Origin of the sequence: Paenibacillus sp. FSL H8-0283 (assembly GCF_045040675.1) — a bacterium.
GTDB classification, from domain to species: Bacteria; Bacillota; Bacilli; order Paenibacillales; family Paenibacillaceae; genus Paenibacillus; species Paenibacillus amylolyticus.
The window spans coordinates 6,399,440-6,419,807 of the sequence record NZ_CP150295.1; the positions used below are offsets into that span (position 1 = coordinate 6,399,440).

At 43.5% G+C, this 20,368-nt stretch carries 12 protein-coding genes; all 12 read right to left on the reverse strand.

What is annotated here, in order from left to right:
* Window positions 1–98: 98 nt before the first annotated feature.
* The 12 genes from MHI52_RS28195 to MHI52_RS28250 all read right to left on the reverse strand — a co-directional run bounded on the left by MHI52_RS28195 (window position 99) and on the right by MHI52_RS28250 (window position 19,760).
* Window positions 99–1,334 carry a hypothetical protein gene (locus MHI52_RS28195; RefSeq protein WP_405158026.1) on the reverse strand — a complete coding sequence of 412 codons (1,236 nt, stop codon included), beginning with the start codon at window positions 1,332–1,334 and terminating at the stop codon, window positions 99–101.
* A 170-nt stretch (window positions 1,335–1,504) separates the two neighbouring features.
* Window positions 1,505–5,074, reverse strand: coding sequence for an S-layer homology domain-containing protein (locus MHI52_RS28200; RefSeq protein WP_405158027.1), 3,570 nt, complete (start codon window positions 5,072–5,074; stop codon window positions 1,505–1,507).
* A 518-nt stretch (window positions 5,075–5,592) separates the two neighbouring features.
* Entirely contained in the window at window positions 5,593–5,934 is a 342-nt protein-coding gene (locus MHI52_RS28205; protein WP_036612519.1) for a hypothetical protein, read from the reverse strand.
* 206 nt (window positions 5,935–6,140) lie between these two features.
* The gene (locus MHI52_RS28210; protein ID WP_339284471.1) at window positions 6,141–9,803 is read right to left on the reverse strand and encodes an S-layer homology domain-containing protein; all 3,663 of its coding nucleotides are present in this window, start codon (window positions 9,801–9,803) and stop codon (window positions 6,141–6,143) included.
* A gap of 455 nt (window positions 9,804–10,258) precedes the next feature.
* Window positions 10,259–11,386 carry a glycosyltransferase family 4 protein gene (locus MHI52_RS28215; RefSeq protein WP_036667762.1) on the reverse strand — a complete coding sequence of 376 codons (1,128 nt, stop codon included), beginning with the start codon at window positions 11,384–11,386 and terminating at the stop codon, window positions 10,259–10,261.
* A 379-nt stretch (window positions 11,387–11,765) separates the two neighbouring features.
* Entirely contained in the window at window positions 11,766–12,527 is a 762-nt protein-coding gene (locus tag MHI52_RS28220; RefSeq protein ID WP_076254027.1) for a WecB/TagA/CpsF family glycosyltransferase, read from the reverse strand.
* 7 nt (window positions 12,528–12,534) lie between these two features.
* Window positions 12,535–13,716 carry a polysaccharide pyruvyl transferase CsaB gene (gene csaB, locus MHI52_RS28225; RefSeq protein ID WP_405158028.1) on the reverse strand — a complete coding sequence of 394 codons (1,182 nt, stop codon included), beginning with the start codon at window positions 13,714–13,716 and terminating at the stop codon, window positions 12,535–12,537.
* On the reverse strand, window positions 13,692–15,713 hold the full coding sequence (locus tag MHI52_RS28230; RefSeq protein WP_133386091.1) for a DUF5693 family protein: 2,022 nt from the start codon (window positions 15,711–15,713) through the stop codon (window positions 13,692–13,694). The genes csaB and MHI52_RS28230 overlap by 25 nt, the downstream gene beginning before the upstream one ends.
* 218 nt (window positions 15,714–15,931) lie before the next feature.
* Entirely contained in the window at window positions 15,932–17,653 is a 1,722-nt protein-coding gene (locus tag MHI52_RS28235; protein ID WP_405158029.1) for a phospho-sugar mutase, read from the reverse strand.
* A gap of 111 nt (window positions 17,654–17,764) precedes the next feature.
* Window positions 17,765–18,196, reverse strand: coding sequence for a 3-hydroxyacyl-ACP dehydratase FabZ (gene fabZ, locus MHI52_RS28240; RefSeq protein WP_036613058.1), 432 nt, complete (start codon window positions 18,194–18,196; stop codon window positions 17,765–17,767).
* A gap of 487 nt (window positions 18,197–18,683) precedes the next feature.
* Complete coding sequence (locus MHI52_RS28245; RefSeq protein WP_017691949.1) at window positions 18,684–18,908, reverse strand: DNA-directed RNA polymerase subunit beta; 225 nt, start codon at window positions 18,906–18,908, stop codon at window positions 18,684–18,686.
* 12 nt (window positions 18,909–18,920) lie between these two features.
* Window positions 18,921–19,760 (reverse strand): flagellar hook-basal body protein, encoded by an 840-nt coding sequence (locus tag MHI52_RS28250; protein ID WP_076319216.1) that lies wholly within the window; start codon window positions 19,758–19,760, stop codon window positions 18,921–18,923.
* Between the last annotated feature and the right edge of the window lie 608 nt (window positions 19,761–20,368).

Genomic DNA, 20,368 nt, shown 5'->3' on the forward strand with positions numbered 1-20,368 from the left:
TCCCATAAGTTGCTTGTTGCTTTATAGTATAAACGTTTGGAGTAGATAGAAAGTTACGATGTTGTTGGATTTATTACAAAGCAATAGTTGCTTTTTTATTACTCTATTAACTGGACATTTCTAGTTGTTGTGAAGACTTCTGACTGTGAAGCTGGGATTCCATTGGCACGAATGAAACTAGAATCCTTAACTTGAACCGCATATTCATCCATGTAATCTGCTAGAAAAGTGACAATAATACTATTGCCCTCAACTACTGTGGTGTAATCGATCATTGGAATTAATATAGGAACGTTCAATTGGGACAGTTTCCTGATAATCAAGTCATTTGCATATAGTTCTTGATTAGTTGTATCAAGGTCTTGTGTAAATGGTATTTCGATCTGTTTGTTGATTTGGGGAATTTTTGTTCCAACTTCGAGTCTAACCTTAGGGATCTCTGTGTTCACTTGGGTGTTTTGTGTTGTAATGTACCATGCTGACTGTGAAGCCGGGATTCCATTAGCACGAATATAAAGAGAATCTTTAACTTGTACAGCATATTCATCCGCATAATCTGCTAAAAAAGTGACAATAATACTATTACCCTCAACTACTGTAGTGTAATCGATCATTGGAATTAATGTAGGAACGTTCAATTGGGACAGTTTCCTGATAATCAAGTCATTTGCATATAGTTCTTGATTAGTTGTATCAAGGTCTTGTGTAAATGGTATTTCGATCTGTTTGTTGATTTGGGGAATTTTTGTTCCAACTTCGAGTCTAACCTTAGGGATCTCTGTGTTCACTTGGGTGTTTTGTGTTGTAATGTACCATGCTGACTGTGAAGCCGGGATTCCATTAGCACGAATATAAAGAGAATCTTTAACTTGTACAGCATATTCATCCGCATAATCTGCTAAAAAAGTGACAATAATACTATTACCCTCAACTACTGTAGTGTAATCGATCATTGGAATTAATGTAGGAACGTTCACTTGAGACAGTTGCCTGATAATCAAGTCACTTGCATAAAATTCTTGATTAGTTGTATCAAGGTCTTGTGTAAATGGAATTTCGATCTGTTTGTTAATTTGGGGAATTCTCGTTCCAACTTCGAGGCTTACTTTTGGAGCAACAACATTAACATCTTCTGCAAGTAATTCTTTCTTGGATGCGCTCTTACTTACGAAATTAGTTTTTGCTATGCCCTCAGATCTCTTCAGGGTTGTATAACCGTTTTGTAATGAATTACCCGATACGCTATTCGTATTCGCAGCTACTGCCATACCTCCACTTGAACTGATCAACAACATACTTACCAACGATGTCATCACGACCTTTTTATAATCCATTTCCAAACCTCCCATAAGTTGCTTGTTGCTTTATAGTATAAACGTTTGGTGAGGGGAGAAAGTTACGATGTTGTTGGTATTTGTATTTTCAGATTAAAAAAATAACAATTCCATAAACAAAAAACAAAGAGCCGGGAATAAATTCCCGACTCTTTGCTATAAATCAGTTATTACAGACCAGAGATACCGTATCTAACAGTCTTCACAGAAGAACCTTGAGTAACATCGAAGGACAAGTTCTTATCTTGAATATCTGTTTTAGTATCGTCACCAAGATCTACTAAGAGTTTCGTTACTGCTGGAGTACCAGAAGCAGTGATAGTAGCATCATAAGTTTTAGAACCAATTGTAACTTTGTAAGTTCCTGCAGCAAATCCAGTTGGATAAGTAACTGCTTCGCTCAATGTAGCTTCAAAGGTAGCATTAACTTTTGGTGATTGACCAGAGAAAGTAAATGTAAGAGCTGCTGTAGGTGCAGCGTATGCAGTTGCATCTACATTAGAAACTTCGTAAGGCAGACCAGCTTGGTTAGTAATTACGTTTTCCAATTGAGCAGCAGTTGCTCCATTAGTTTTGATTGTAGTTGCAGTTGCTACTACAGTAGCTGGAGCGATACTAGCATCTTCTGTCCAAGTCACACTATCAAGGCTTACACCTTTTGTTTTAGCAACCAATTTAACACCATTTTCAGTGTTACTTACAGCTGCAACAGCTGCTGCACCTTGAGTGAACTTAGTTCCACTTACCGTAACATCTTCAACATTATTTCCAACTGGAGCAGCTACAGTATAAACATCAGAATTAGCGGCTTTAACAGTGCTATTAGCAGCAACCAAATACTTAGCATTTTCTACTTTTACAGACAATGCTTTTGTATCCCAGTCTGGTTTCGTAAGTTCTACAGTAACTTCTTTACCAGCGATTTTAGTAACAACATAATCAACGTTTGGTTGCAACGCAGGTGTGTTAGTCAAAGTAGTATCTCTAACAATGATATCAGCAGTTACATCTTTAATTTCAGTAGTTGCAGTATCAACATTGTTCAAGAATGTCAAAACGATTTCTTGTTTATTAGTAGTAGCATTTACTGTTCTAACAGTAGATACTTTATCTACACGAGGTGCAACAGCATTATTTACAGTAACTGTTGTGTTGCTCGGCAGGTTCAATTTAGTGTTGGAATAAGTCTCGATAGAGCTATTCGCAAACACAGTAATTGTTGCACCACTGTTTTGATCGTCAGACGTTTTCAACGTTACAACGTTGTCGTCAATGCTTACGGAAGATGGATATTTACCATTGATTTGGAAATCCCCAACATTAGCGTTAGCAATAACTTTATTGAATGTCAATTCAAAAGTTTTTGCGTCTTTTTGTTTAGTACCAGTCCATTGAACTTGGTTAGCAGTAGCTGAATCCAGTGCAGTTTTGTTCAGTGCTACTACTTGGCCTGTTTTAGATCTCAATCCAGTAACATTAACTTCTTGAACTGAACCAGCAGGACCAAATGTTACAGCAGTTCCATCAATATTCTCAGGGAATGTAAGTACTACGGACTTACCACCATTTACTGGGTTAACAGTTACTTCATTTGGAATAGAGATGTAGTTAGCATCAGCACCTGATTTTTGGAACTTAATGTAGTAGTTAGATTTTGCTTGAACTGTAGCAAGATCCATCTCACGACCGAAGTTCAAAGTGAGTTTACGATTTGCTTGGTTATAATCTGTAGAAACAATAGACGGGTTAGCAGTATCATTTGCTACGAACGTACCATTGTATTCAACAAGAGTATTTTTCAAAGCAGTAGTATCTTGAACATCAGCAACCTTCAAGTTGTAAGTACCACTTGCAACTGGGTTGAAGAAGTTAACATAGAAGATTTTTCCTGATGCATCAGCTGGTGACACGTCGCTTACAGGAATTACATCATTTCCTTTTTTAACTGTGAAGTACTTTTTGTCAGCTGCATTAACAGCTTTGTCAAAGCGTACTGTCAAAGTTTTATTCCCACGATCACCGAAAGTAGTTTCAACTACTTGTGGACGAACCAAGTCAACAGTTGCGTTGATTTTGTGTTCTTTCACAGCGTTAGCGTTACCGGAATAGTCTTTCACTTCTACGAACAATGTGGACTCATATCCTGGCAGACGGTTGTCTGTGTTGAATACAACTTCATAAACGTTAGAAGCGATTTGAGTTACTGTACCTGTTTTATTAGAAGAACCAGATTTCCAGTAGAAGCTGTCGTTAGTTACAGAAGCTGGATCGATCTCTTCATCGAAAGTTACAGTTACTTTTTCCAAAGTAGCGGAAATTTCAGTCACTTTAGGACCTTCAGTATCAGCTGCTACAGTGAAATCAGTAGTTGCTGCCAAAGATTTCAGACCAGCGAAGTCTTCAATCATGGAAGTTGTCAATTTGTGAGCACCTTCAGAAATTGTTCCTGTGTAGTCACGCAGAATTACTTCACGTTGGTTAGCACCTGGAGTTACAGATCCAACAAAAGCTTTATCATCCAATTGGAAGTTGCTGCTTGATGGAGCTACAATTGGCTCAGAGAAAGTCACTTTGATAACTTTAGTTCCCAGAGCTTTAACTTCTGTTACTGTAGGCAGTACATTGTCAGCAGATGTGAAGGAAACTTCACCTTGTGGCAATACAGTACCAGTAGAAGATTTCACGTTTTTAACAACTACTTTGTAAGTTGTTCCTTGCGTGAATTTGCTGGATTCGTTCAACAACAAGCGTGCTGTTTTACCGTCAGCCAACAAAGTGATGGATTTGATTCCTTTAGAGTTGTTATCCACAGAGTAGTTGTTTTTATCAGTTGCAGTAGCTTTATCTACTTTACCGTCAAAAGCAACGTCAACTTCTTTCAAGTTAACAGAAGAAGCGGATTGTACTTTAGTTGCAGCTTCTACAACATAAGTAACTTTCTCAGTGAAAGATTTTTCTTTGTAAGTAAATTTCACTTCAGTTTCTTTGTTAGCTTCAAGAGCTTTATCCAAAGTAACTTTTACAGTTTCGCCGTCACTGATTGTGAAAGTAACGACTTTACCGCCTTCACTTACTTCATATTTAGTAACTTTCAAGCTTTGTGCTTCGTCAATTGCGTAAGCAGCGCCTACAAGCAATTCACGGGAAGCGTTAGCACCGAAGTTAGCTTTAGCATCGATCAGACCAGCGTTGATTGCTGCTTGAGCGTAACCTTTAGCCCATGCTGCTGCAGTGTTGTCAGTTTCAGCTGGGATTTCAAGATCCAATGCACGAGTCAGGATTGTAGCCATCTCGGACACAGTCACTTTACCGTTGAAGTCGAAGATTTTCTTTTCAACGTTTTTACCTTCCATGATACCAGCAGCAGTTACTGCTTCGATGTAAGGTACAGCCCAGTTTTTAGCTGTGTAGTTTTTGTCAGTGTAAGAAAGAGTTCCAGTGATCTCTTTCAGACCCAGCAATTTAGTGATAACTTTTGCAAACTCAGCGCGAGTCATGTCTTTGTCAAGACCTGCTGTACCATCCGGATAACCGTTAAAGATACCTTTTGCTTTCAATGCATCAAACTGTTGTTGCGGGGAAACTGCTGTGTCACCGAATGCTACAGATGCAAACATTGAGAATGCCATTGCTGTAGACAATGCTACGGATAAAATTTTCTTCATAACCTTTTTTTCTCCTCCTTGGGCGTTCATAACATTTGAATTTTCTTTTTTAATAGGGTCGCTCGTATTCCTCATATATTGTTGCACCCCCTTTCCAGAGTTGTGAGCAAGTTAATATAAATGATGTCTGTGAGCATATCACAGAAACTTGTAAACTAGTTTGTAAATCAGAATCACACGTAAATAGAGTAGTTTCCTAATCCTACCTTACGTATTATACAATGGGTCTCTCGTGCCGTAAAGCAATTTTTTCTAAAATATAGACAAGATTCTTCACGAGGTCATTCTTGGTAACAGGCCCAATGTTTTCGACTCTACACTTTAAACGCAGTAGATTTCAAAAAGTTGCGGATTGCACAAAAAAAGTTTCGATTTTTTTTATGTATAGGTCCAGTGCGGGTATTGAAGCCATTCAAAACCTTTTCAAACCATTGATACAGCAGTGAATTTGGAATTGTGATCTCTGGTTTGTCTGTGCTACCAACGTTTATTTATACCCGCAACTTCAACCTACGAAGCGACAAAATTCACAAAAAATAAAATAAAAAAGCACCCCTATCGGGATGCTTTTCCTGCACATCTGGAAATATAAGTTATTTAATCTTCATCGCGAGTTCAATAATTTGAGCACGCATATTTGGATCACTGTTCAATCTCAGATACATATCGTCAATTGGTTGTCTGTTCTCACGGTACGTTTTCTCATGCTTCATCGTCGTGTGAGACCATTCAATCAACTCATTCTCAGCCAGAACCAGATTGTTATACGCATCATGGAAGCCAGTGGACTGTACAAGCCCTTCCATAACTTCCTGAGAGATCTCCTGAGTCTTGCGTGTATCTTCCAACTTTTTCTCCAGAATGACTGCCTGCTTCTCAAACTGTGTCTTTGCCTTCATGTAGCCCAGCTGGGCTTTCGAATAAATCGGTTTCATTAGCTAACTTCACCCTCTAGATCATTGTGTATTTACCGTTATTGTATCTTAAACTCTAGCAAATTACAAAAATAGTTATTGGTAAAAGTTCTGTTTCTTCTATTATAAAAGTACTCTATGTCAATTCATTGACAGCCATGAAAAGGACCTGCCCCTTTAGAGTAAGGGACAGGTCCTTCCTAAATTGATTCCATGTATCAAATGAATTAACTCAAAGTTTTAGGGAATAATCCTGTGCTCTTTTTGAGCAATTCCACAGCAATCTTCGCTGCTTCTGCGCGAGTCATGTTCCCCTTTGGATTGAATTGATACGAAGGTTTCTTAGCCCCTGGAACAGTCACAGGGCTTCCTTCCATGATCTTCGCTTTTGTCACTGCTTGTACAGCTGGACGAGCATAATACTCAATTGAAGATGAATCCAGGAACGACTTACCTAGCGCTGAAGATAACTTGCTATCATTGGCCGCAAGTTTCGCGTTCATTGCACGTGCAATCATAACAGCCGCTTCTTCTCTGGAAACTGGTAATTGTGGCTGGAAGAATCCATCACTGCGTCCTTGTACAATCCCCACACGCGCTGCTGTCTCAATGGCTTCATAGCTCCAAATCTCAGCTCCAGTGCCTTTCCCTACGTCACTGAACGTTTGTTTGGTTGGATTTATCAATGGAATATCCATTCCCTTAACCAACAATGTTGCGAATTCCCCACGTGTTGTTTGATCATCTGCACCGAATGAATTACTCTTCAACGGCTTCATCAGCCCTTTGGAATACATCGCATTTAGTACATTTCTTGCCCATGGATGATTCGTGATATCCGAATAACTTCTGCTCTGCTTCATGACTTTGTAATAACCAAACTCATTAAACGGTACAGTAATCGTATGCTTCTTCGTATCTACTTTACCACCAATGGATACCCAGTTACCTGGATTTGTTTTATCTGAGTATTTGTAAACCGTAATTGTAGATCCTACATCATCTACAATAGATGGATCATAATTCAGAGTTAATGTTCCCCGCTGTGAAGGTGTCAGGATACGTTCTGCAGCATAATTAGTAAATGTCCCTTCTACGCTATAAGGAGCTAGACCGTTTGTACCAGGTTTGTATCCATTGTCGCTTTTGTTACCTAGCTCTCCTAAGCCACCATTGATCCAGTAGATATCCGAAATCAGTGCAAAATCACCTGTACTTAAAGTAGATGCGAAATTACCAGAAATCGTTGGAGACACTTGTATTGGTGTTTTTTGAACATTGGTACCTCTTTCATCCGAATCAACGCCTATTGAATTTCCATAATCATTAATTCGCTCTACAATACCTTTTGCTGGTTCTGCAATACCAAACAAAAGTTTGTTGTTAGGATAAAATTTCGTGATTCCTATCGAGTTCTCCGACTGAAGAACCGTCCCTTTAGGGAAGGACAACGTTAATTCTTTATTGAACACCGTGTATTTATTGGCTACTTTAGGAGCCATATACTGCGAATCTGTTGTAACCGCACTGGTGTAATACACAGTTACCGTATCATTCGTAGTCCCACCAGCACGCGTAATGCTAATCTTGATTTTGTTTTCTTTGTCGGCCTTCAATCCCACATAATCCAGTATGAAACGATTGTTATAGTCAGGCCGTTTAACCGCTGCTTCTTTACCAATAAGAACCTCCGTTGCTCCCTCTGCCTCGATATCGAACCGGATAAAGTTTTTATTTACGACAATTTGATTACCTACTGTTGGCTGAGGCGCAACAATTCGATAGGACGCAGGTTCACGGACAATCTCGATTCTCTGTGTAGAGCGGGCACCTGTACTATTAATTAATTCGAGTGTATAAACTTGGGTTCCCGGTGCATCGAACTTCAAACCGCGAATCCTCGCAATAAACTGATCTTCATTACCCGCAAAGTCAGAGCCAGTTGTTTCTCCTCCAACTGATCCACTGTTGATGATATCCAGAACCGGTGTTGTATTAACGGTTTTGCTGAAGATCACTTTTGATCCAGATGTCACATTAATGTTCTGTGCACCACTACCTCGGAATACCAAATCATATTCTTTTTCACTTGTTACGTATTTGTTATCTTTGAGCACAAAGTCTGGAGTGACGGCAAAGATTTTAGTCAGTTCATCTTCCGAATATGTCGATACTGTGTTTTTATCAAAAACACTTCTGGAGTCTTTAGGAATCAATGTAGGCATGAATGTAGAAATCGTTGAATTATTCGTATCCACTACATTAATTTTCAAAATCGTGGATATCGTTCTCGGTAGCCCACCCGCATCTTCTTCAATAGCCCGTATTTCGATAGTGTTCTCTCCATAATAGATAGGACCATTTCTCTGAATCGGTAGACTGAAGTTGAAGTCTTTAGTTTTAGGGAAAGCAAGAACTGGATCTTTCACCATACTTACATCTGTCGTTGCCTTTAATTGACCATTTACAATCAACTCAGCCTTGAGATCAGTCAAGGACTTAAAACCAAGTAGTTCCCCTTTAAGAGTCAGGTTTTGTGTGCCTTTAGATGAGTCAAATGTATATGTTCTACCATTCTGTAGGCTCTCTACATAGATCGAACTGATTGTAGCATAAGTCAGCTCAACAACTTTTGAGAGTTCTGGTGAAACATTCGTTCCAAATGAGAAGCGGATCTGTTGTTTACCGCTCGCAAGCTTCTTAATAACGTATACTTTTTGATTGGACTCTAAGCCACTAGCAGCCGGAGTGCCAGTATATTCTGTAATATCAAGCTCATTAGCCCCTGAAGGCAGATATACAGCTTTTAGCGTCTTTGTGATTGGTCTGCTGGACTCAACTAATATAAATACTTCATCATCCTGCAACATTGTTCCGTTAATTGGAACCTTGGAGTCGATAACTCCACCCTTGTAATTAGGTAGGTAGTAAATGTTAGTAATATCCTGTGCATCCGATGAATATACGTAATTCGCTGCATATTCTGCACTGAATGTTCCTTGGGTTACGTTAACTTTAAGGATTTGATTTTTCGCTATTATGGAACCATCAGGTGTTAAATCATAGGTTGGAACCCCTTGAAACTTAACCATTCTGTATTTCACAGATTTCCCGTCGGGACCTGTAATTAGTTTCTCTTCAGTTACCGTAACATCATAATCGTCAAAGGTTGTTTTTCCTCCAGGTTGTATTGTTACTTTTCCATCTGTAGCAAAATTATTACTACCTTCCTCATACGGAATCAATACTTCACCAGATAATGTTGCAGTTGTCTTATCTGGATCTGTGAACGTTGCCGGTTCGCTTCTGCTCAATACCGATTTCGTCTCACTACCGATATTTACATTAAGTTGAACGAACGGCTTAGTTTTATCAAAATAATAAACCACACGCTCTGTTTCGATCTGATTTGCTTCACTTACAATTTTGAACTTCAATATATTTTTTCCTGGCAACAATTTCATTTGTGCCGCAAAAAAGCTTCCATCTGGCCGTACAGGTGTATCAATGTCGTCCTTACCATTAACAGACACGATAACTTGAGTTGCATTCTTCACATTACCTTGAAAATCCACCCGTTCTGTGTCAACTACAGTCTCTGTACCTTCATTTAAATTGTAAGCTACACTACCTCCCTCAGCTGAAGGATCTGTGAAAAGAGTGAAATTTTCAATGAATGGGGCAGGATCATACAAAACATAGAATGTGTCTGAGCTTTCCACGGTACTCTGTCCTTGTGTCCCGATAAATGTAACTTTGTTAAATCCGGAAAACAAACCTACACTATTTGCTGTAAAACGATTGTTACCATTGTCAGTTATTGCAGTCGTAGTTGTACGTGTTTCATCAACTTTCCATTCTTGGACAGCTCCAGTCTGAGCAAGATTCAACTGCTCCACCTTCACTTTAAGCGATGTTCCATTAACCATAGCAAATGTGCCTGTTATCGTTAATGATGACGTTGGGCTTTTATACACATTATCCCGAGTGATAAACTCACCTTTGTTAGAAACTAACGAAAGTCTAGAGCTTTCACGAATCGTTCGATCGGATGGCGTAAAATAAGTCGTAAATGAATCCGCAGCCGAAGCAACGGAACCACCGAATAGACCTTGTGGGAACAATGAGAACACCATGGTGACCAACATCATCCAGACCAACGGCCGTTTCTTTTGTTGCATTAAATATCATCTCTCCTCTTTTAAGTCAGTTACCTTTATATATCGGCAAAAGGTTCCAATTATTTAGTAAAAATCTCAAAATAAACAAAAAACCTTATCCACAAGGGATAAGGTTGGGTCTGGAATAATATTCAAGAATAGCTATAACCATTACATTTATCTATTTATGATTTCGAACGGGTCTCCGGATTCAGCTTGACGCGCATGCGCATCAGGAAGTTGATAACCGGTCTTCTCGTTTTGCTAACAAGCCCGATGACTTCTGCTCCCACCTGGAGGAAGAACATCATGATACAGATGACCACAAACGTTACCCAGTTCGCTTCGAACATAGCAGCGGAAGATTGGATAATCGCCAGAACTCCGAAGAACGCGGCAATTCCGTATATGATCAGTACCGTCTGACGGTGACTGAAACCAAGTTCACGCAAGCAGTGATGCAGGTGACCTTTATCCGGTGCGAAAATCGGTTTCCGTTGTACCGCACGACGGATAATCGCGAAGAAGGTATCCGAGAGCGGCACACCGATAATGATCAGCGGTGTAATAAAGGACACGATAGCAATTTGTTTGAATCCCAGCATGGACAGCATCGCCAGAGAGAAACCAAGGAATAGTGATCCGGTATCCCCCATGAAGATCTTGGCCGGGTGGAAGTTGAAGAACAGGAATCCAATGATGCTACCCAGCAACACAAGGCACATCAAAGCGATCATCATGTTACCCATCAGGAAGGACATCACGGCAATGGTACCAATTGCAATACCAGATACACCGGCTGCCAGACCATCCAGACCATCAATCAGGTTAATCGCATTGGTTACACCAACGATCCAGAAGATCGTCAGCGGAATGGATACCCAAGCTTCGAGTGAAGAGTAGGAATCCTGAAAAGGAATGTTAACGAAATCTACCCGGATATTAAATCCGAATACAACGACAGAAGCAGCAACGATCTGACCAAGCAGCTTCACTTTGGCCGATAGTTCAAACCGATCATCGAGTGCGCCGATCAGTACAATAATTGTTCCACCAATCAGAAACGCGCTGACAAAACTCATATCCCGAGTCGTGAACCATGCCGATACAAACGGAAGCAATGCAGCAACTGTAATAATAAAGGCCAGGAATATCCCCAGACCACCAAGACGAGGCATGATCCGTGTGTGTACTTTACGTGCATTCGGCGTATCCATTGCGCCAATGCGGACTGCGAACTTTTTGACAAGTGGTGTCAGGGCAAGAGCCAGTCCCATTGACACGATAAATCCAATGATAAAGATCGCTACCATTTGAACATTCGACCCCCAATTATAATACCTGTACGAAATTATAAATCCCCTGATCTCTTTTTATATATAAAAAATTATTTGTTAGTCACTTTTGATGAAAAATGCAATTTGCACCAGAACGGAGAGGGCAGAAATAACCTGTAGAAGCGAAGCGTTCGCCTTTATCGCGGGATTTCAACCTTGTAAAGGTGGATAAAAGAAATCCAGAGATAACAGCGATCAAAAGGTTATTCTGACATCGAAGTGGCCGTATGCAACAACTTCCGTTTTTCATGGAGTGGCACACATGTAATCCGGAATGAATTATACGCTCATCACACCCGAAAAGCCATCCTCAATTTATAGCAAAAACACGCATTTATCTCGCAATTACCTGTTTTTAACGGACTTTCGTCACGTTTTCTTTGTCACGCATCACCTTAACAGCGAATTTCGGAAGCGCAAGCATCCGGCCAGCCCGGCTTGGTTCACGCAATAAGCGATAGAACCACTCCAGTCTTAACTTTTGGAACAGGACAGGCGCACGTTTGGTTTTACCCGAAATCACATCAAAGCTTCCGCCAACGCCCATGGTTACGGGAACCTGCAGTGCATCTTTGTGCTTGTGAATCCACGGTTCTTGTGTGTCCGCCCCACGTGCTACAAACAACAGATCAGGTGCCGCTTCCCGAATGGAAGCGATGACCTGTTCATCCTCAGCCGGACCAAAATAACCGTCGCGATAACCCACAATTCGAATCGCCGGATATTGCTGTTGTAACCGAACTGCCGTTTCTTGAATCACCTCAGGGGTGGAACCCAGCAGATATACGCCCCATCGATAGTTTTCTCCAACACGCAGCAATTCATGTAAAAGCTCAAAACCCGGCACTCGCTCAGCTACAGGATCTCCACAATAATTCGCAGCCCATACGACACCTGTTCCATCAGGAACAATCAATTCCGCAGCTTGCATAACTTCCATGATTGCGGGATTTTCCAATGCGGCCATAACCATAATTGGATTGGCTGTAATGACCTGATGTGGTGTCTGCTTGGACAGCACAGCTTCCTGGAGAACCTTTACCGTTTCTTTCATCGTCAGTTTGGAAAAAGGAATGCCGTAGATCGAAACGGTAGGTATTGATCCGGTCTGACTCATCTTTATCTCATCCTTTGCGGCCTAAATAGTTAATTATCTGCTGTGCAGGTACTCTGGCTTCCTGCTTCAGTTGGGTGATACCTTCTTCATGTTCCTTCAGCCACTGTGAACGTTGATCCAGCAGTCCAACAACAGTCTTAGCGAGTTTGTTCCCATCGAGTGTATCTGTATTGCCTGCTGGTTCACTATCGAGACGAAGCAGGAATTGATCAATTTTCGGATCATACGAGATGCCCACCGGAGGCACATACTGCGAAGCCGCATAGATCAGACTGTGCAGACGCATACCGATAACGAGATCACACTTGCTGACTTCCTCCAGCATGAGCTGAGGATCGGTCAGATCTTCTGTGATGCTAATCTCGCTGCCTTTGCTGGTCACATCACCTAGCATTTCCATAAGGAATCGTGATGCCTGTTCATCCACTGGCAAATGAAATGGCAGAAAACGCAAGTGCACCGCTCTTTTGGAGCACAGTTTTTTCAATCCGGCTGCAATAGCCGTAAGTTCCTTCCGGTCTGACTCCCAAAAACGTACCGAAACGCCGATCACAGGAAGCTTGGTATGTCCTCCAGTTGAAGGTTCCACTCGATTAGCCTGGTTAACAGCATCTGCTGAAGTAGCACCTACTACAGCCTTCGAATTTGTTTCAGGTAATGGCAAACCCATTACGGGGTCGGGTACAACATGGATCTGATTCCACTGTAACCCGAGCCCACGCAGGTAGTCTGCAGATTGTTCATCCCGAACGGATACATAGGTGCAGGCCTTAAAGACCGATTTGATCATCGGATTAAAAATTTTACGATTCACAGGACCAATCCCCTGTGCATAGATAAACGTTGGTTTTTTCAGCCACTGGGCCAGCTTGATTACACCCAGATAATAAGGAATGGATTTCAGTCCAGTTGCATCCTGCAATAGGCTTCCTCCGCCACTGATTAACCCGTCGCTCTCCTTGAGTGCTTCACGGACTTCCTTCAATTTCATGCGATGCACGGAGCGCACACCGTACATGGCGGTTGTCGACTCGGGATCACCCGAGAGAACAATAGGTTCAATGGTTATGTTTGACCTTTGGCTTTCCTCTTCCAGCGCTGTCAAAATCGACTTTAGCACCGCTTCGTCTCCGCTATTGCGGAATCCGTAATACCCCGAGATGACTAACTTTTGAGAAGTGGTGACCATTTTTTCCAACATCCTTCCGCTACTTGCCACACACCCACAGCAATGATACCGAAGATTAAGCCAAGTCCCAATCCCATCACTCCACGAATGAGTGACAATACAGCCGGCGTATGGATATGCGCGAACGTATCCACCATGGACAATTGCCCAATCGCTGCAATAATGAGCACAAAGATGACTTTACGATATTTTAAAGCGGCGAACACGCCAACGATAAACAGCGGGTGTCCCAGCATAAATTCTTTGAATCTCGGACGTACACCGAACGTATCTTCCAACACAACACGAAGGAACATCTCGAATGGTGTAACCGAACCCGAGTTACCTGTACGACTCAAATAGTAATATCCAACAACGGCAGCAACAAGTCCCAGTACTACCATTACAACGGTAATCGGTGTACGAAGAATATTCTTAATTTGTTTAATAGAGAACGATCCCGAACCCCGGTAAAACACAATATAGATCGCCACCAGTGCCATAGGTGCAAAGTGCAACAGACTCACGCCGCGGAACTGGTTAATCACCAGACTGTACGTAATACTGTTAAGCAATGCGATGACAAAAGGTACCGCCAGGAATGACAGAATCGAAGTTCTTACATATAACACCAACGTTTGTTTCAAACGACGACCCGCAGATGCGTCGGGTTGACGCTGTTGCTGATAGTTCACTGTACGAACGGCCAGCACCATCGCTATGGTCGGCGCGGCGATTGCCACAAGCAAGGCGATTCCTTGCTCCAGCAGCGTTGGTTTCAAGAGGAACAATCCTGCACTGCCCACCAAAGCGACCACAAATGCGATCAAGGTCAGTAGTGGGATAAAATAAGAAACCATAAGTGCAATCATGGCAATTGCACCAACAAGAGCAACCAGCTTGGCATAACGCTGAATCGAAGAATCCTTAACTGTAAATGCCTCAGCTTGTCCTAGCTCGAATCCATGCTTCGCCATGCGTTCTACGGCATGACCCGGCTCACCCAGGCTGTTGATCAGATTCTCAATTGGATCTGTAATCATGGCCTTTGCTGTATTCCGGCTTGGCGATGCATTCATATAGAGCATACGAATATTGCGATCCTTGGTTGCGAGAACAAAACGGTCAGCAATTGTGTCTACATCCAGATTGGCATCTCCATCACTAAGGGAGTACAGACGCGTAACGTTGTAATCCGTTTTATAAGCAAGGGTCTGGAATCCAGATTGCGGTTTCTTCAAGTTCTCAATGGCTGCAAGACCAATATTGTGCTTGTTCAGCAACTGTGCAAATTGGTCGAGACTCTTCATCTCTGCATTATCATTGTACCCTTTCACAGCATCACCATCAAACAAGATGCGCTTTACGCCATTCTCTTCGAAGAAGGTAAGCAAGCGCTCCATCGATTCCTGGCTGTATGGCACACTGTCCGAGATCCGCGGCAAAATGTAGAAACCTTTATCACGCAGCATCTTCACGGCAACCGGATCGGGCTGCAAAGGCTGCATGTTGGCATTCTCCGGAGGAGTCTGCAATATTAAGCCGCTACGACCTTCATATTCCCATGGTACTACCGGAATCTGCCGATCAGCGAACGTTTGTTCAATAATAGGGGTATACGTCTGTGCGTTTTCCTCCGATGTAAATAACACATACGTGTAATTGGCATTAGAAGGGATCACATCTTTAGTCAGGTTCGCGAGATCCTGGCCGTTATATACCATTAGTCGGCGTGTCTTTCTCAGCTCGTCCAATGTACTTTCGAACACAGCCATCGTTGTTACGCCTGCGTCTTTTAGACGAGTCAATTGTTCATTCATGAAATCTTGCGGATGTGCCTGATACGCTGAGATATCCAGCAGTCCTCGATAGTTAAAGACAAGCTCCACCTTTTTGGCAGAAGATTCTGTCTGCACCCGATCACTGATTACAGGGATGGACGCGACCAGACCGATAATAACGACGAGCCACAACCACTTCCGAGAAGCGTTATTCCAATAAAGCCATTTTTGACGCACTACATGTACCTCCTCAAGTGTTGGAACCAAATGCACGTTCAGCTCAAGTAATTCGTTCATTTAAACATTCATACAATAGGTTACAAACAGCTTGTGTCAACAAGCCCTCTTATATGCCAGATCCATCTGTAATATTATTTCAAAGAAAAACCCCTCCGCCAACCAACCTTACGGTGCGGAGAGGCCTTCTCATGTTCTTGCTCATTGTTGCATTCGTATTATTGTGCGTCTACACGCGACATCACTGTAGTCACCAGACGCTCGATCCAGCTTTCCGCATCTTCCAAATTCTCTCCACGCACGGCGAAGTATACTTTGATCTTCGGTTCTGTTCCTGAAGGGCGCAAGCAGAACCATGAACCGTCTGCCAAAATGAACTTCAGTACGTCCGCCTTCGGAAGACCGTCCAGACCAAGGGAGTAGTCCAGTACATCTTGTACCGCAATTCCCGCTACTTCTCGTGGCGGATTGGAACGCCAGTCCGTCATTTTGGCTTGAATCTGAGCCACGCCGTCTTTGCCTTTCAGCGTACGGGACTCCAGCTTCTCCAAGAAATATCCGAATTGGTTGTACAGCTCTTGCAAGACATCATACAACGTCTTGCCTTGGCTCTTATAATACGCTGCTGCTTCAGCAATCAGCATCGAGGCAAGGACAGCATCCTTGTCACGAGCATAGTTACCGGAAAGGTAGCCATAACTCTCTTCATATCCGAACAAGAATGTATGACTGCCTGTTGCTTCGAACTGGTTCATTTTTTCACCAATATATTTGAAGCCCGTCAGTGTGTTCATCACTTCTGCACCGTAATGTTCAGCAATAACAGCACCCATCTCACTTGTTACGATTGTTTTGACAACCGCACCGTTGCTTGGCAATGTACCCGTCTCTTGAAGGCGGCTCAACAGGTAATGTACCATAATGGCACCAGACTGGTTACCGGACAAGACGAAATATTTGCCATCATTGTCTTTCACAACAGCACCCATACGGTCTGCATCCGGATCTGTTCCGATCAGAATGTCAGCGCCTACGGATTCTCCCAGCTTCATTGCAAGCGTAAACGCTTCGCGTTCTTCCGGGTTAGGGGATTTCACGGTAGAGAACTCAGCATCCGGCTGTTCTTGTTCAGCTACAATGTGCACTTGCTCGAATCCGATCTGCTCCAGCACGCGACGTACAGGGATGTTACCTGTTCCGTGAAGCGGTGTGTAAACGATTTTGAAATCACGGCCTATGCCGGATTGGATCAGTTCACGGCTCAGACTGCGGCTCGCTACGGTATCCACAAACGCTTGGTCTTGGTCTTCACCCAACCAGATCAGGAGTCCTTGAGCTTCTGCTTCTTCTTGCGTCAGCTTTTTCACGTCAGCAAGGGAAGGCACTTCCTGGATGTACTGAATGACTTTTTCCGCTTCATCCGGTACCAATTGACCGCCCTCATGATTGTATACTTTGTAGCCGTTATATTCCGGTGGGTTATGGCTCGCTGTTACAACGATCCCTCCAGTTGCCTTCTGATGACGCACTGCGAATGACAGCTCAGGAGTTGAACGCAGGGATGGGAACAGCTTGGCTACAATGCCGTTTCCAGCCAGTACAAGCGCAGCATCCAGTGTGAATTCAGGTGAGAAATGACGGGAATCATGAGCTATGACAACAGAAGGTTTCCCTTCTTGGTCACCATGCTGCTCAAGCAAATAACGCGCAAATCCTTGCGTTGCCCGACCTACGGTGTAACGGTTCATCCGGTTGCTTCCGGCACCAATGACTCCACGCAATCCACCTGTACCAAACTCCAGGTTTCTATAAAAACGTTCCTCCAGCTCTTTCGGCTGATCCTGCAAGTCACGAAGCTCCTGTTTCGTTGCTTCATCAATCGAAGCATCCTCCAACCATTGCTGCAACGTCTCTGCTGCTGCTGTGCTTAACTGTTCCATTCCGATAAACCCCTTCCGTCTATATAAATTCAGGTGTGCTGAGTTACTTCAGCATCTTGCATCATTCGGCCCGACTACGTTCCTGCATGATGTCAATGCTCACGTATGTAATCAGCTTGGGTCAGACAGTGCAAACATGATCTCGCCTTCAGCGACCACTTTGTCGTTCACTCGGGCAGTTGCTTTACCTTTACCAATAGAACCCTTCAGACGTGTAATCTCCACTTCCAGAATCAACGTATCTCCGGGCACAACTTGTCCACGGAATCGGAAGTTGTCCAGTCCCGCCAAAAATCCGATTTTTCCTTTGTTGCCTTCCAAATTCAGAATGGCTACTGCACCAACTTGCGCCAGCGCTTCTGTAATCAGTACACCCGGCATTACCGGATACTCTGGGAAATGACCAATGAAGAAAGGTTCGTTAATGGTTACGTTTTTCAAACCAACGGCACGTTTGCCATCCTCAATCTCTAGAATCTTGTCCACCAGCAGAAACGGGGGGCGGTGCGGGATGATTTCTTGAATCTGTTTGATATCGAGCACAGTGTAATCTCCTCTCGGGATGTTTATATGAGCGTTCTTCATCATGGATTTTTCATGTGCGCATAGGTGACCGTTACGGTTACGGATCGTTCTTTCGATCGCTGTTGTTTCCTAATGTTTCTGAACTATTTTTCAGATGGATAACATTAGGAAACAAAGGCGAGCGCTTCGCTTCTTTCGAACGATTCCGTTCCCTTCACTGACTTTAGTGCGGACATGGAAAACCTGATTATGATCAAGTCGAAGCTCATATAAAAGGTTTTTAATTTTAAATTTTGTATGGAAAGCATATTTTCGGTTAACACTAGTTATATCCTTCATGACTGCAGTAGTGAAGGTTAAGATAAGGGGTCTCTCTTCGCGATGACGAATGTCTTTCGCAGGGGAGGCCTCTTTTGTGACGTCAAACGTCATCCATCATTATACTGTTTTCAACGTCAAAAAGAAAACTCCTGCCTGCGCAGGAGTTTTCGCTTAACTCGTTACATTATGGAGCGAATACCAGATTATATACATGTTCCCATGTACTCCATTGCCATACGGAACCGATATCCTGTTTGCCCAGTACCACATATCCAGCTACCATTCCGCCAGCGAGGGCAAGAACAAGCAGGACCGGAACCAGGAACCATCTTGCGATGCGCCATCCACTCTTCTTCTTCTTGACTTCCTTTTTCTCCGGCTTACTGTTCTGCTGCTGTGTTTCTGTCATCACATTCACCTTTTACGCTCTCATATTGTTGGCAAGACCCAACATGGAATCACTTGAAGTTAGCGCCTTTGCCGCCAGCTGATATGTCCGCTGTCCTTGCATAAGCAAAGACATCTCCTGTGTTAGATCAACATTAGATTGCTCCAGAAATCCTGGTCGGATCAAGGCCGCTGCTTGACGTGTAGCTGCATTAGCGCCAAATACATCATCTTCGGTTAATCCCGCATCCAGACCAAACAGGTTATCCGCAAACTGCACCAGCCCCTCAGGACGTTCAATGTCTACCACTTGCAGCTGTGCTCCAATGGTTGCGTTTGCCGCATTACCGCGTCGGATTAACAGGTTGCCATTTTCATCAAAAGCAACTTTGCTATTATTTGGTGCCGTAATACGATTGCCTTGACGATCCAGGGCAAAGTGGCCTTCGCCATTGACCATCACCATCATATCAGGTGAATTCGGAGTAGGCTTAGGTCTTGTATCAGGTACAAAATGAAATGCACCCTGACGTGTCCACATTTTCTCCCCATTCGCTTCAACTGCAAACATCGCATTTCCTTCAATGGCCAGATCGGTCGGAAGACCAGTCTCGTTCAAGGGGCCTTGAGACATATCCTTCGTTACATCTGCCAAACGAGCACCAAAACCGAGGTTATATCCCATCGGTGTGGAACGTCCATCCAGTTTGTACTTGTCCGGTTGTTGTTGAACCCGGGTCAGCACATCCTCGAATGCCGCCTGCTTGCTCTTATAGCCTGCCGTATTCACGTTGGCAATATTATCGGAAATGACATCCAGACGCTGCTGAATGGCAGTCATGGAAACCTTGGCACTAATCATGGAATTATTCATTGGTGGTATACCCTCCCTTGTGTCCTGTCCACCCTCCCAAACCCTCCCTAGTAGGGAGGGCCCCAGATGGCGCTGCCCTCTGGACTCCCGAAACAGGCGGATTAGGTAAGTGGGGTACGATCTTGCTAAGTGGCGGTGGTGTGTGTGCGCCGCGACTGCCCGACTATGATTCCCGCCATCGTTTCACATGGCTGAATCATAGTCGGGCACGCTCTTTATGCGGCGTGTAGCTCCGCGGGGTCTCTTCCTTGCTTTGCTCCGCAAAGGACTGTCGAGACCATCGCTGCGCTCAGGTACTGCCACGCATTCCTCGCATAGGCTCGGTTGCGTCTAGGCTCTTGCGCTCCGCGGGGTCTCTCCTTGCTTTGCTCCGCAAAGGACTGTCGAGACCGTCGCTGCGCTCAGGTACTGCCACGCATTCCTCGCATAGGATCGGCTACGTCTAGGCTCTTGCGCTCCGCGTGGTCTCTTCCCTGCTTTGCTCCGCAAAGGACTGTCGAGACCATCGCTTCGCTCAGGTACTGCTACGCATTCCTCGCGTAGGCTCGGATGCGTTTAGGTTCTAGCGCTCCGCGTGAGCCTCTCTGCTTTGCTACGCAAAGGGCGTT

Bases quoted from the DNA above. Each gene is read 5' to 3' on its own strand.
- MHI52_RS28220 (WP_076254027.1), bottom strand. From the start codon at position 12,527: ATGAGTCAGACCGGATCAATACCTACCGTTTCGATCTACGGCATTCCT.
- MHI52_RS28195 (WP_405158026.1), bottom strand. From the start codon at position 1,334: ATGGATTATAAAAAGGTCGTGATGACATCGTTGGTAAGTATGTTGTTG.
- csaB (WP_405158028.1), bottom strand. From the start codon at position 13,716: ATGGTCACCACTTCTCAAAAGTTAGTCATCTCGGGGTATTACGGATTC.
- MHI52_RS28205 (WP_036612519.1), bottom strand. From the start codon at position 5,934: ATGAAACCGATTTATTCGAAAGCCCAGCTGGGCTACATGAAGGCAAAG.
- MHI52_RS28250 (WP_076319216.1), bottom strand. From the start codon at position 19,760: ATGAATAATTCCATGATTAGTGCCAAGGTTTCCATGACTGCCATTCAG.
- MHI52_RS28235 (WP_405158029.1), bottom strand. From the start codon at position 17,653: ATGGAACAGTTAAGCACAGCAGCAGCAGAGACGTTGCAGCAATGGTTG.
- MHI52_RS28215 (WP_036667762.1), bottom strand. From the start codon at position 11,386: ATGGTAGCGATCTTTATCATTGGATTTATCGTGTCAATGGGACTGGCT.
- MHI52_RS28200 (WP_405158027.1), bottom strand. From the start codon at position 5,074: ATGAGGAATACGAGCGACCCTATTAAAAAAGAAAATTCAAATGTTATG.
- MHI52_RS28245 (WP_017691949.1), bottom strand. From the start codon at position 18,908: ATGACAGAAACACAGCAGCAGAACAGTAAGCCGGAGAAAAAGGAAGTC.